The following is a 13,342-nucleotide window of genomic DNA, read 5'->3' as shown; positions in this document are numbered from 1 at the left end:
ATGTCGGGGTTGTGGCTGAGATGCCATGGTGGTTTTCTGTAAAGAAAAATTACTTGCAGGACATGCTTGTGTTTATATAGTATATACTATATGTGGAAAATACTGCGATTTAGTATGTCACGATAGAACTCCGAAGCAGGAGGTGAGCAGTCATAGAACTCACGAAGCGTCAGGAACATATCATCGAAATTGTTAAGAGTGAAGGGCCGATTACAGGGGAGCAGATTGCCGAACGTCTTTCGTTGACGCGCGCCACCCTGCGTCCAGACCTGGCGATTTTGACAATGGCCGGATTTTTGGATGCAAGGCCGCGGGTAGGGTATTTTTATACCGGAAAAGACAGCAACCAGTTGATTAAAGAGGAAGTCAATCGTAAAATTGTGAAGGACTATAAAGCTCCCCCCATTATCATTAAGGAGTCCAGTTCCGTGTACGATGCCATCTGTACCCTTTTTCTTGAGGATGTGGGTACCCTGTTCGTGCTAAACGGTAAAGGACACCTAGCAGGCGTCGTATCACGCAAAGATCTGCTGCGTGCCGCCCTGGGCAAGCAGAACCTTGAAGATATGCCGGTCAGCATCATCATGACCCGTATGCCGAATATTATTACTTGTATGCCGGATGATAGTTTGCTGGACGCGGCAAAAAAGTTAATCGATTATCAGATCGACTCCCTTCCTGTTGTACGTCCGACGGTGGAGGCGGGGAAAACCGCTTATGAAGTGGTAGGCCGCGTTACGAAGACGACCATTACCCGGGGATTCGTGGAACTGGGCAATGAAATCCACGTGTAGCGAAGGAGGAAGCATGTTTCCAACATTTTTTCAAGATGCAACGGTTTATGTGGTTTCCGATTCCGTCGGTGAGACAGCCGAATTTGTAGTGAAAGCCGCAGCGAGCCAATTTGCCGGTCAACCAATACAAATCCGTAAGTTTCCTTACATAGAGGACGAAGGAACGCTAAACGAAATCGTTCGCGCTGCTGCCGAATCAAAAGCGATCATCGCGTATACGCTGGTCATTCCCGCGCTCAAAGAGCACATTCGCCAAAGAGCGGAAGAGGAGAACGTAACGGCGATTGACATTATGAGCCCGATGGTCAACGCACTGCAGGGATATTTGGGTCAGGATCCGAGCAATAGGCCGGGTCTTGTCCGCAAATTGGACGAAGACTATTTCCGTAAGGTCGAAGCGATTGAATTCGCGGTCAAATACGACGACGGACGCGACCCGCGCGGCATTTTGCGCGCCGATGTCATTCTGATCGGCGTGTCCCGCACATCAAAGACGCCGCTGTCCATGTATCTGGCCAACAAACGTTTCAAGGTCGCCAATGTGCCGCTCGTGCCGGAAGTCGAGCCGCCAGAAGAGCTGTTTCTCGTGGCGAAGGAGAAATGCATCGGCCTGACCATCAATGCAGATCAGTTGAACATGATTCGCACCGAACGGCTCAAATCGCTCGGTCTCACCGCGGAAGCCAATTATGCCAGCATGGAGCGCATTAAGCATGAACTCGAATACTCAAGCAAAATCATTGAAAAAGTCGGCTGTCCTGTGCTTGACGTGTCCAACAAAGCCGTTGAAGAAACGGCCAACATCATCATGCAGATAATTAAGCGCAACGCAAATAAGTAGGTTGATGAAAAAAAGGTCCAAAAACTTGACTGTGAGTTTATAGACCTTTTTTCTTTTCTGGCTCCACATCAAAAAATGTGGGTAACCGTTCAAAATATATACAATGTGTGGCAAGGAACCTTTGTATAGAGAGAAGTCAACCACATAGTTTGGTGGTAAGTCCCTTTTTTAATTTAAAGAAATGAGTGAAAAAAGATATGCCTTTTTCTTTCCTGCCTAGTGGAGTTTGCGGAAAAGTCCAATATGGACCGCCACTGTCTCCCTCTTTGATCAGCCCGGATGTTTGGCGGGCCGGACTTTGAAGCAAATGGAGCGGACAGCATTGCATCTTCGGGAAAGAAAACCGCATACTTTTTTTACTCATTTCTTGTGTTTCGACAACTTTCGAAATTGACAAACTATAATTTATGTGCAGGAAAAACAGTTTAGCATGTAGAATACTACGATTATGAAAAAAAGTATGCCTGAGATATGGGTTGATGCGGACGCTTGCCCCGTCAAAGACATTATTCTTGCAGAAGCGAAACACAAGGAAATACCGGTGAATTATGTGGCGTCCTACAACCACCGCCTATCCTTATCCCATCCGCTGGCACGCCTTATCACCGTCGATGCTGCCTATCAATCCGCTGACATGTACATTATCAATCATGCGAAAGCGGGAGACATCGTCGTTACCGATGACTACGGATTGGCTTGCCTCGTATTGGGAAAAAGGTGTTTAGCGCTGGGGACAAGAGGAAAAGAATATACTAAAGATAACATCTCTTTTCTCCTCATGAATCGCCACATTTCGCAGCAAATGGCGAAAACCGGGGGCAAACGCAAAGGCCCGCGTCCGCTATTCAACGAAGAAATCGAGCATTTTCGACAAAATCTGCGAAAACTTTTACTTTCACAAGAAGGAAATTAAGAGGTTTTGACGAATATTAATATTCCGTTGCCATTTATGCAACCCTGAAAGGCCGAGTAGGAAGTACAGGTGAGAAATATGCCAGGAAGAATTCCTGAAGAAGTGATTGAACGGGTACGTGCCGGAAATGACATTGTGGACGTTATCGGACAACATGTCCACCTTAAGAAAACGGGACGTAACTATTTCGGACTCTGCCCGTTTCATTCTGAGAAAAGCCCTTCCTTTGCTGTACATCCTGACAAACAGCTCTTTCGTTGCTATGGATGCGGCGAGTCCGGCAATGTATTTTCTTTTGTTATGAAAATCGAAGGCCTTGAGTTCCCGGAAGCGGTGCATAATCTGGCCCAGCGTGCGGGCATCGATATACCGAGAGAGGAGAGCACTCCCGAGAATGAGAAGGCGCGTAAACGCAAAGAAAGCATGCTGGCCGCGCACGACCTGGTGGCTAAATTATATCATCATCTTTTGCTGAATACGGACCATGGAGTCCAGGCGCGTAATTATCTCTTGAACAGACACATACAACTTGCTACAATTGAAGAGTTTGGTTTAGGATATAGCCCGGACAGATGGGACTTTATCACGCAGCATCTCGAAAAGAGTGGCTTTTCGCCATTCCTGATGGAAGAAGCGGGACTCTTAAGCCGGAAAGACCGAAACAGCCGACCGTTCGACCGGTTTCGCGGACGGGTAATGTTTCCAATTCATAACTCGCAAGGACAAGTTGTCGCTTTCGGAGCCCGTACGCTGGGGGACGAGCAGCCCAAATACTTAAACAGTCCGGAAACACCGCTGTTTAATAAAAGCCAACTGTTGTTCAATTTGCATCGTGCAAGGGCACAGATTCGCAAACAGCAGGAAGCTGTATTGTTCGAGGGGTATGTGGATGTCATCTCCGCCTGGCAGGCGGGGGTGCATAACGGAATCGCTTCGCTTGGCACGTCGCTAACCGAACAGCAGGCTCGCATCATCCGCCGCAATGCGGAAACGGTGATTCTCTGCTACGATTCAGATCAGGCAGGTATTGAGGCCGCTTTTAAAGGAGCGGATTTGCTGGTGGCGGCGGGGTGTACGGTGAAAGTCGCCCAGATGCCTAAGGGGATGGACCCGGATGATTACATTCGGCAGTATGGCGGAGAACGGTTCAGGCAGGAGATACTGCTGAATGCGGCTTCTTTGACGGCGTATCGCTTGCAGGTGATTCGCTCTCGCTATGCGCTGCATGATGAGACGGAGCGAATGAAGTTTATTCATGAGGCGATTGAAGAAATTTCTCTCCTACAGAGTGCAGTGGAACGCGACCATTATCTTCGCCAGATAGCGGAAGAGTTTCATTTATCGCTCGATGCGATGAAATTAGAGCAGAAGAAGATACGTAAACAGCAAAAAAAGGCAGGAAACAGGGATAATCTCAAAGACGGATGGAATAATAGTATAGATAGTAGCAGATCTGTGGCCGAAAAACCGATGCTGCCGGCGTATATCAAATCGGAGCAATATTTGCTCACACTAATGATGCACAGCGCCGAGATTGCCGAGCAGGTACAAAGGCAAGTCGGTCCCGATTTTGCGGTGGAAGACCATGCCGCGCTTGCCGCTCACATCTATCGGTATTACTCCGAGGGATACGATCCGGACCCTGCCCGATTCATCTCCTTCTTGCAGGACGAGGAACGGTTGGTTAAGAAAGCATCCGAGCTGGCAATGATGGACGTACAGCCCCACCTTCTCTCGCCACGTACGGTTGACGATTATATCGGGCAAGTGGCAAAAAACGCGAAGCGGATGCAAATTGAGCGGCTCGAGAAGGAGCAGCGCATGCACGAGCGGGCAGGCAACACTGCAGAAGCGGTTCGGATTAGTTTGGAGCTTATCCCCTTGAAAAGATCTTTAAAATAAGTGAAGTTGAAGAGCGCCGGAAGGAGGGAACACCATGACCAAAAAAACAGAAAGCAAACCTGATATGGAATTGACCCTTGACCAGGTAAAAGATCAATTGGTGGAACAAGGGAAGAAACGGGGTGTGCTTACTTACAAAGAGATCATGGAACGCCTCGCTACCTTTGATCAAGATTCGGATCAGATTGACGAATTCTTCGAATATCTGAACGATCAAAGCATTGAGGTAATTAACGAATCAGAAGACGATGAGCACGATGAGATGCTGCCGCCGCAGGAAGGAGATGAGACAGAAGACTACACTTTCGACGATTTGTCCGTTCCGCCGGGCGTGAAGATTAACGATCCTGTGCGCATGTACCTGAAAGAAATCGGCCGTGTGCCGCTTTTGTCCGCAGAAGAAGAAATCGATCTTGCCGAGCGGATTGAGCAGGGGGATGAAGAGGCTAAACGCCGTCTCGCCGAAGCAAACCTTCGTCTTGTCGTCAGCATCGCCAAACGCTACGTCGGCAGAGGCATGTTGTTCCTTGATTTGATTCAAGAAGGAAACATGGGTCTCATTAAGGCCGTTGAGAAGTTCGATTACCGGAAAGGTTTTAAGTTCAGCACGTATGCCACATGGTGGATTCGTCAGGCCATTACCCGCGCGATTGCCGACCAAGCGCGTACGATCCGGATCCCTGTGCATATGGTAGAAACGATTAACAAATTAATTCGTGTTTCCCGCCAATTGCTGCAGGAATTGGGCCGTGAACCTTCCCCGGAAGAAATCGCCGAGAAGATGGATCTCACACCGGAAAAGGTTCGAGAAATTATGAAAATTGCGCAGGAGCCGGTGTCCCTGGAAACGCCGATCGGGGAAGAGGACGATTCTCATCTGGGCGACTTTATCGAAGACCAGGATGCTCTTGCACCGTCTGACGCAGCCGCTTACGAACTGTTGAAAGAGCAGTTGGAAGACGTACTCGATACGCTGACCGAACGGGAAGAGAATGTGCTTCGCCTGCGTTTCGGACTGGACGACGGCAGAACTCGCACGCTTGAAGAGGTAGGTAAAGTCTTCGGCGTAACAAGGGAACGTATCCGTCAAATCGAAGCGAAAGCGCTGCGCAAGCTTCGTCACCCAAGCCGCAGCAAACGGCTGAAAGACTTCTTAGAATAATCATCTTATTACTGGTCTGGTTGTAGACAGCCTGCGTCGTATGCATCGCGTAGGCTTTTTCTTTTTTCTCCGCATGGATGTACACGGGAGGTAAAGTCAATGAATGAGCAGAGAAAAAAAATCATCGCATCTGAAATTGAATACTGGCGGCGCAACAATCTGCTGCCGAGCCACTACTGCGATTTCTTGCTGAACCTATACACGGAAGGCGAAGCCGCCGGCAAGGAGACCCGGAATCAGGCCAGCGCGGGATTTGAAGCGCTTCCGGCATTCTCCCTTCCGAAACTTGAGATGAAATGGGTAACCATCGCACTCTTCATGGTTGTATTGCTGTATCTTGCTTTTCATTTTACCGATTTTACTTTGACAATGCAAATGACCATGATTGGATTTTTAACTCTTATGTTCTATGTACTGGGATTTATGAAGGAAAAAAGCGGCATATCCAGCCATTTGTTTCTCGGTCTTGCTTCAATGCTGCTGGCGCTTGGCGGTGTATATATATTGGGCTTGTATGGTTTTGATCATACCGAGATTGTGCTTTATATGGTGGCTGCCTGTATAATCTGGTATTTGACTGGCATTCTTGCTGACAAACGCTACCTTTCATTCTGTGCCCTCCTGGGACTTGAGGGTTTATACGGCTGGTTTACTTTTCAGAAGTCTTACACGCAGTTTGCGTGGTGGCAGATGGAAGCGTTCTGGCTTCCGATAGCCATTCTGCTTATTATGCTTGGTCTGGTCTGGAAGCGCCGTCAGGAAAAAACATCGGCCATCTTGTTCTTCAGCGGCATCCTGGCGCTATTCGGCGCGGAAGTTGAAAGCTTCTTTATCCCTGCCGCTGACGAAGATTTACTGCTTTACTTTCTGTATATAAAAATATTCATTGCCTCTTTTCTTCTGCTCTCGCTCAAAAATTTCTGGTGGCCCTGGTTCAGTAACCAGCAGCCTTTACGTTAAGACCGGTTTCGAAAAGAACCCGGTTTTTTCTTTATAGTAAGGATAGAAGGAAAATTTAGAATAAATGTAGAATAAAATAAAATACATAATTTCTGAAAAGTATAATGAATAAAATTGTAACCGCTTTATTTTTTTCGGATTAGTGATACTGAGCTAGCGCTCAATCACTTAATTATATTTTATGAAAGGTTGGGAGAGCATGGAATTTGCATTCACTGAAGAGCAACAGATGATTAAAAACGTGATCCGCGATTTTGCGGAGGGAGAAGTGGCCCCAGGAGCCGATGAACGGGATAAAACCGGGGAATTCCCGTTAGAAGTATTTCAAAAAATGGCGAAGCTTGATCTGATGGGTCTGCCGTTTCCGGAAGAGTACGGCGGAGGCGGCGCCGACACGATTAGTTTTGCGATCGTGGTAGAAGAACTAAGCCGCGTATGCGCATCTACAGGAATTACGTATTCCGCCCACGTGTCACTTGGTGGAGCGCCGATTAACATGTTCGGCACGCATGAACAGAAGCAGAAATACCTGACTCCGCTTGCGCGCGGTGAATATTTCGGAGCGTTTGGCCTGACGGAGCCAAACGCAGGTTCGGATGCGGGCGGTACGCGTACCACAGCAGTCAAAGATGGTAGCGAGTGGGTGATTAACGGATCCAAATGTTATATTACGAACGCCAGCTATGCCAAAGCGCTCGCATTGACGGCAGTGACTGACAAAAGCAAAGGAACGAGCGGCATTACCGCATTTATTGTACCGACGGATGCTCAGGGGTTCTCCATCGTAGCCGATTATGAAAAAATGGGGCTTCATGCATCCAACACGACGCAGTTATTCATGGAGGATGTTCGCATACCGGAAGAGAATATTTTAGGTAAGGAAGGAAACGGTTTCAAACAATTCCTGGCTACGTTAGACGGCGGTCGTATCGGCATCGGCGCAATGGCAGTGGGAATTGCGCAGGGCGCATATGAAAAGGCGCTTGCCTATGCGAATGAACGCACGCAATTCGGACAGACCTTGTCCAAATTCCAGGCGATTCAGTTTAAATTGGCCGATATGGCGATGAATATCGAAGTGGCGCGTACAATGGTACACAAAGCGGCATGGCTAAAGGATCAAGGACGCAAATTCTCCAAAGAAGCGGCCATGGCCAAATTGTTCGCTTCCGAAATGTGCATGCGCGTGTGCGACCAGGCCGTACAAATTCACGGCGGCAACGGCTATATGAGGGAATATCAGGTTGAGCGTTTCTTCCGTGATGCTAAACTGCTCGAAATCGGAGAGGGAACATCCGAAGTACTGCGTATCGTTATCTCGAGAGAAATCGGATGCAAGTAAGGTAGAAGTTTGAAATTTGAGGTTAGAGGTTAGAAGCTAGAGAAAGCTTGCTGGGGCTAACCTCACGTATCTCGCCTCTAACCTCTTCATTTTCTAACACATTTATTATGAGGGAGGAATTAGAGTGAGTGAACCGGTATCAATCACAATTGGAAACCTGATGGATCAGACAACCGCCAGGTTTCCGGACAAAGAGGCGGTCGTGTATCCCGAATTGGGGCTTCGGTACACGTTTTCCGAGTTTCAAGCACTTTGCAACCGGGTGGCCAGGGGGCTGATTTCCCTTGGTATTAAACCGGGCGAAAACATTGCCATCTGGGCGACCAACGTGCCGGAGTGGGTGACCACCCAGTTCGCCTCCGCAAAGATGGGCGCCGTGCTGGTTACGGTCAATACCAGTTACCGGGTGCATGAGCTGGAGTATTTGCTGCGGCAGTCTGATTCGACCACACTTCTGTTAATTGATTCGTTCCGCGGTGTCAGCTATACCGATATGCTGTATGAGATTTGCCCGGAGCTTAATGAGTGTGAACCCGGACAGTTGGAGTCGAAGCGACTCCCTCGTTTGAAAAATGTGATTTTCATAGGGGATGAGCGTAAACCGGGTATGTTTACATGGGGGGACCTGCTCGAGTGCGCAGAGAATGTGTCGGATGAGGAACTGGCACGCGTACAGAGCAGCCTGAAGCCGGACGATGTGATTAATATGCAGTATACGTCCGGGACGACAGGATTTCCGAAAGGGGTTATGCTTTCCCATAAAAATATTGTAAATAACGCAATTAATGTCGCCGCCTGCCAGAACATCACAGAAAACGATCGTATTTGCATTCCTGTGCCGTTCTTCCACTGCTTCGGTTGTGTAATGGGTACGCTGGCAAGCGTAGCGACCGGTGCGGTCATGGTTCCGCTTATCTCATTCGATCCGCTGAAAGTGCTACAGGCCGTGCAGAATGAGAAGTGTACCGCTCTCTATGGTGTGCCGACCATGTTTATCGCCGAGCTGAACCATCCGGAATTCGATACATTCGACTTGAGCTCACTGCGGACAGGCATTATGGCGGGATCACCTTGCCCGATTGAAGTGATGAAGAAAGTTGTAGACGTGATGGGAGCGAGCGAAATTACGATTGCATACGGGCAGACGGAGTCGTCTCCGGTAATTACCCAGACGCGTACGAACGATACGATCGAGCAGCGGGTCTCGACGGTTGGCCGCGTGCTGCCTCATGTTGAAGCGAAGATTGTCGACCCGGCCACCGGCGAAGAGGTGGCGCCGGGTGAGCAGGGTGAGCTGTGCACACGCGGCGTCCATGTTATGAAGGGGTATTACAATATGCCGGAGCAGACGGCGAAAGCAATTGATAACGATGGTTGGCTACATACGGGCGATCTGGCGACAGTGGACGAAGACGGATATTATAAAATCACCGGCCGCTTGAAAGACATGATTATTCGCGGCGGGGAGAATGTATATCCGCGCGAGATCGAAGAATTCCTCTATCAGCATCCGAAAATTCTTGACGTTCAGGTGGTAGGCGTACCGGACGAGCTGTACGGAGAGCAAATTCTTGCCTGCATCAAAGTCAAGGAAGGCGAGACGCTGACGATAGAAGAGGTGAAGGATTTCTGCACAGGCAAAATCGCCCGTTACAAAATTCCGCACTATATACAAGTCGTTGACGAGTATCCGATGACTGCATCCGGCAAAATTCAGAAGTTCCGCCTGCGGGAAAATGCGATAAAAGAGCTTGGACTCGGTACGAAATAACCGAACATCAAGAAGGTTGCCGACATTTGTTGGCAGCCTCTTTTGCTTGTTGAGGTGTTAAATTTTACGCGGGAATGGTAATCTAGTAAAGATGGAACGAAACAAGGAGCGAAACAGACAGATGATTGAACTTTCACAGCGATTACAAACGATCGGGGACATGGTCAAACCGGGGCACCGCGTCGCGGACATTGGCTCCGACCATGCCTATCTGCCTACATACTTGATTCAAAAAGGGATTGCTTCCGCCTGCATTGCGGGCGAAGTCAATCGCGGGCCGTGGCAATCTGCAGAGCGTCAGGTACGGTCGGCAGGGCTTGCGGAATATATTGATGTTCGACTGGGCAACGGACTTTCCGTCATTAGCCCGGGCGAGGTGGATACCGTCTGCATTGCCGGGATGGGCGGCAGCCTCATCGCGTCTATTCTAAACGAGGGGTGTGAGAAGCTCGCAGGCGTTCAGCAACTGCTTTTGCAGCCGAATGTAGGGGCACCGCTTGTCCGGCGCTGGCTGCTTGCGCATGGATGGCAGCTCAGCAAAGAAAAGATTCTTGAAGAAGACGGCGTTATCTACGAAATTCTCGAAGCCGTGCCGGGGAACCCTGAGCTTCCGTATGAAGGCAGGAGCCTTTCGCGCGAGGAATTGGTGGAGGTAGGACCGTATTTGTGGCAGGAGAAATCACCTGTGCTTCGCAAGAAGTGGGAACAGGAGCGGGACAAACTCAAGTCCGTACAGGAGCAACTGCAGCGCGCAAAAAATCCGGAAGCGGAAGAGAAGAAGCGGGAAGTAGCCAAAAGACTGACATGGATGGAGGAGATGCTTTCATGTATGCAAACGGACAAAGAATAATCCAATACTTCGAAGAGTTCGCTCCCAAGCATCTGGCGATGGAGGGCGACAAAATTGGCCTGCAGGTCGGAACGCTGCGCAAAGAGGTCAAAAAAGTGATGCTTGCGCTTGATGTGCTTGAAGAGGTCGTCGACGAGGCGATTGATGAAGGCGTGGATTTGATTATTGCGCATCATGCGGTCATTTTTCGCCCGTTGAAAAACCTGCGTACGGATTTACCGGCAGGACGTCTGTACGAAAAGCTAATTAAGCATGACATCGCTGTATATGTGGCACATACCAACCTGGATGTGGCAGAAGGCGGCATTAATGACTTAATCGCTGAGGCGCTTGGATTGACTGATGTTGATATTCTGGAGAAGTGGCACGAACAGAAATTAAAGAAGATTGTTGTGTACGTTCCCCTGTCGCACGCGGATGCGGTGCGGGATGCTATGTCGCAGGCAGGCGCAGGCTGGATCGGCCATTACAGCCATTGTTCATTTGGCGTACAGGGTACAGGAACGTTTATGCCTCGTGAAGGTACAGATCCGTACATCGGAGAGCAGGGCAAGCTGGAACAAGTGGAAGAGTTGCGAATCGAGACAATCATGCCGGAAGAAGCGCAGACTCGTGTAGTCAAAGCAATGATCGATGCGCATCCGTACGAAGAAGTTGCATACGACATTTATCCGGTGGAGCAGGCCGGTACAACGTGGGGCATCGGAAGAATTGGCAGGCTGGCGGCCCCCGTTTCGCTGCGCGAATTCGCCGAGCAGGTCAAAGCCGCGTTTGAGGTTAGCGGACTGCGCGTCGTCGGCGACCTGAACAGACAGGTACAGAAGGTGGCCGTACTCGGCGGGGATGGCAACAGCTTCGTCCCGAAAGCAATATTCCGCGGAGCGGACGTGTTGGTCACGGGTGACATCTACTACCACACGGCGCATGATGCCATGGCGGGCGGGCTGTCCATTGTCGACCCGGGCCATAATATTGAGAAAATCATGAAGCAGGGCGTCAAAAATGTATTGGACAAGCGCATAAAAGAAGACAAGCTGGAGACGGAAATTATCGTATCGAAAGTGAATACGGACCCCTTTACGTTTCTATAGATAATAAAGAAGAAGGTAAGTAGGAGAGAGAGAAGATGATGATAGAAGCAAGAAGGCTGCTGGAATGGCACCAGGCCAAAGAGAAACGGCAAGCGGTGCAGAAAGAATTGGATAAATTGAGAGCGCGGGAAGAGGAGCTTGCGGCAAGGCGGCAGGAAGCGGAAGCGAAAATCAGGCGGATTGGTGAGCCTTCGCCTGATGATATTGACGGACAAATTGAGCTGAAGCTGGCGCAGCAAGAGTTGTGGCTTGTCAATAAAGACACGGAGCGCTTTATGGAAGAGAAGTTTGAGAAAGAGTTTGCTTTAATGGAGACACGGCGGGAATGGGAGGAAAAGGCCGCAGAGCGAGAGGCGTCGCTCAGCCCGGAAGCGCTGGCGCTGTATCATAGGATTAGAGAGAACATATCGAATCCGGTGGTAGAAGTACGCCGCCGTTCTTGCATGGGCTGTTTCCTTCCGCTGTCTGTAGCGAAAATGGAAGAATGGCATAAAGGAAAATCGCTCGTCACCTGTGATGAGTGCGGGCGTATCCTCGTATAATTTTTGGGCTCGCTTTTTTCCCTACGGCTAGTAAAATTAAGACATAAATCAAAAAAATGTACAAAATGGCTGACATCTCCGTTGTGCATGGTATAATACCCATAATGCTGATTTTATAAGCATAGTAGAAACTGTCAAAAGATAACCGTAAGGGGAAAAGAGGATTTACTTTGTTATTAAGCCATTTAGATCATCGTTTGGAAAAGAAGTTTAAAGAATTATACGAAATCCATCTGGAACGTTCACGTAAGATTGACTGGAGCTATCACGAATTCTTGCCGTGGGATAAAGGGCAGGATTTTCGGCGCGTTCCGTATGCGCCCGGACAGGGGAATCTGACCGACAGCCTCCGCATCGCCGTCGAGACGGCACTGCTGACGGAAGTAAATCTGCCCTGGTTTACAAGTTATTTGAATGATACATTTAGAGGATCGTTTTCGGTTATGCACGATTTCATTCATACATGGACGGCGGAAGAGGATCAGCATTCGAGTCTCTTAGAAACATATCTGCTGCTGACGCGCAATGTTGACCCGCACCGTTTGCACCAGTTGCGCAAGGAAACTGTGGAGCACGGCTGGGTAGGAAGTTTCACTACGCCGCTTGAGACACTCGCGTATACGACGCTGCAGGAGCTGGCGACGATGGTGTTCTACAATAATGTGGCCCGTGTAGCGAGGGAACAGGATCCGGATTTGGCAACATTGCTGCGCCGTCTTGCCAAGGACGAAGTTCTGCATTATGCTTTTTATCGGGACGCGGTAAAAGCGCATTTGGAAGTAGATGAAAATTATATTTACTATATCGCCGGCGTCATGATTAACTTCACGATGCCGGGCGCTGTCATGCCGGATTACGAAGAACGTATGAGCGTGATTGCCAGGGATGCATCATACGGTCCGGTAGAGTATTTCGATCAGGTGTTTGATGTGCTTGTGGACTACTGGAACATTCACCATATTCGTCCGAGCAAGCCGGAAGCCGAAGAAGCGAGACAGCGTGTATTGAAGCACTATGAACGGTTAAAAAGAGTTTGCGCCCGCCTGCGTGCCATGAAAGCGCGTGCGTGACCGTAAACATTATGCAGCGAAGAAGCCCGGATGAGATCCGGGCTATTTTTTGATATAGGAAAGTATATTCTGCTTTACAGTGATAAAGCGGAATATACTTTCCC

12 protein-coding genes are annotated in these 13,342 nt (G+C 49.2%); all 12 read left to right on the top strand.

The genetic code is table 11. The features are described 5' to 3' along the window. The first annotated feature begins 152 nt into the window (after positions 1-152). Positions 153-794, top strand: a complete 642-nt coding sequence (ccpN, locus tag ADA01nite_RS03485; RefSeq protein ID WP_246147206.1) for a transcriptional regulator CcpN — start codon at positions 153-155, stop codon at positions 792-794. 13 nt (positions 795-807) lie between these two features. Then, positions 808-1,635 carry a pyruvate, water dikinase regulatory protein gene (locus ADA01nite_RS03480; RefSeq protein ID WP_146808517.1) on the top strand — a complete coding sequence of 276 codons (828 nt, stop codon included), beginning with the start codon at positions 808-810 and terminating at the stop codon, positions 1,633-1,635. A gap of 448 nt (positions 1,636-2,083) precedes the next feature. Continuing rightward, the gene (locus tag ADA01nite_RS03475) at positions 2,084-2,548 is read left to right on the top strand and encodes a YaiI/YqxD family protein (protein ID WP_146808516.1); all 465 of its coding nucleotides are present in this window, start codon (positions 2,084-2,086) and stop codon (positions 2,546-2,548) included. 78 nt (positions 2,549-2,626) lie between these two features. Next, on the top strand, positions 2,627-4,450 hold the full coding sequence (dnaG, locus tag ADA01nite_RS03470) for a DNA primase (protein WP_146808515.1): 1,824 nt from the start codon (positions 2,627-2,629) through the stop codon (positions 4,448-4,450). Positions 4,451-4,484: 34 nt separating this feature from the next. Beyond that, the gene (rpoD, locus tag ADA01nite_RS03465) at positions 4,485-5,612 is read left to right on the top strand and encodes an RNA polymerase sigma factor RpoD (protein WP_146808514.1); all 1,128 of its coding nucleotides are present in this window, start codon (positions 4,485-4,487) and stop codon (positions 5,610-5,612) included. 99 nt (positions 5,613-5,711) lie between these two features. Further along, complete coding sequence (locus tag ADA01nite_RS03460) at positions 5,712-6,572, top strand: hypothetical protein (protein WP_146808513.1); 861 nt, start codon at positions 5,712-5,714, stop codon at positions 6,570-6,572. 199 nt (positions 6,573-6,771) lie between these two features. After that, positions 6,772-7,914 (top strand): acyl-CoA dehydrogenase, encoded by a 1,143-nt coding sequence (locus tag ADA01nite_RS03455; RefSeq protein WP_146808512.1) that lies wholly within the window; start codon positions 6,772-6,774, stop codon positions 7,912-7,914. A gap of 160 nt (positions 7,915-8,074) precedes the next feature. Further along, complete coding sequence (locus tag ADA01nite_RS03450) at positions 8,075-9,685, top strand: AMP-binding protein (RefSeq protein ID WP_246147205.1); 1,611 nt, start codon at positions 8,075-8,077, stop codon at positions 9,683-9,685. A 121-nt stretch (positions 9,686-9,806) separates the two neighbouring features. After that, entirely contained in the window at positions 9,807-10,535 is a 729-nt protein-coding gene (locus tag ADA01nite_RS03445) for a tRNA (adenine(22)-N(1))-methyltransferase (protein ID WP_146808510.1), read from the top strand. Further along, positions 10,511-11,626, top strand: coding sequence for a Nif3-like dinuclear metal center hexameric protein (locus ADA01nite_RS03440; RefSeq protein ID WP_146808509.1), 1,116 nt, complete (start codon positions 10,511-10,513; stop codon positions 11,624-11,626). Before ADA01nite_RS03445 ends, ADA01nite_RS03440 begins: the two co-directional genes overlap by 25 nt. Positions 11,627-11,661: 35 nt before the next feature. Continuing rightward, positions 11,662-12,168, top strand: coding sequence for a C4-type zinc ribbon domain-containing protein (locus ADA01nite_RS03435; protein ID WP_146808508.1), 507 nt, complete (start codon positions 11,662-11,664; stop codon positions 12,166-12,168). Between the two features lie 170 nt (positions 12,169-12,338). Then, positions 12,339-13,238 carry an acyl-ACP desaturase gene (locus tag ADA01nite_RS03430; RefSeq protein WP_146808507.1) on the top strand — a complete coding sequence of 300 codons (900 nt, stop codon included), beginning with the start codon at positions 12,339-12,341 and terminating at the stop codon, positions 13,236-13,238. The last annotated feature ends 104 nt before the right edge of the window (positions 13,239-13,342 follow it).

This window comes from Aneurinibacillus danicus (genome assembly GCF_007991215.1).
Classification (GTDB): domain Bacteria; phylum Bacillota; class Bacilli; order Aneurinibacillales; family Aneurinibacillaceae; genus Aneurinibacillus; species Aneurinibacillus danicus.
The sequence above is the reverse complement of the archived record's forward strand: the minus strand, read 5'-3'. Positions and strand labels throughout refer to the sequence as shown.

Bases quoted from the DNA above. Each gene is read 5' to 3' on its own strand.
- ADA01nite_RS03480 (WP_146808517.1), top strand. From the start codon at position 808: ATGTTTCCAACATTTTTTCAAGATGCAACGGTTTATGTGGTTTCCGAT.
- ADA01nite_RS03475 (WP_146808516.1), top strand. From the start codon at position 2,084: ATGAAAAAAAGTATGCCTGAGATATGGGTTGATGCGGACGCTTGCCCC.
- dnaG (WP_146808515.1), top strand. From the start codon at position 2,627: ATGCCAGGAAGAATTCCTGAAGAAGTGATTGAACGGGTACGTGCCGGA.
- rpoD (WP_146808514.1), top strand. From the start codon at position 4,485: ATGACCAAAAAAACAGAAAGCAAACCTGATATGGAATTGACCCTTGAC.
- ADA01nite_RS03460 (WP_146808513.1), top strand. From the start codon at position 5,712: ATGAATGAGCAGAGAAAAAAAATCATCGCATCTGAAATTGAATACTGG.
- ADA01nite_RS03455 (WP_146808512.1), top strand. From the start codon at position 6,772: ATGGAATTTGCATTCACTGAAGAGCAACAGATGATTAAAAACGTGATC.
- ADA01nite_RS03450 (WP_246147205.1), top strand. From the start codon at position 8,075: ATGGATCAGACAACCGCCAGGTTTCCGGACAAAGAGGCGGTCGTGTAT.
- ADA01nite_RS03445 (WP_146808510.1), top strand. From the start codon at position 9,807: ATGATTGAACTTTCACAGCGATTACAAACGATCGGGGACATGGTCAAA.
- ADA01nite_RS03440 (WP_146808509.1), top strand. From the start codon at position 10,511: ATGTATGCAAACGGACAAAGAATAATCCAATACTTCGAAGAGTTCGCT.
- ADA01nite_RS03435 (WP_146808508.1), top strand. From the start codon at position 11,662: ATGATGATAGAAGCAAGAAGGCTGCTGGAATGGCACCAGGCCAAAGAG.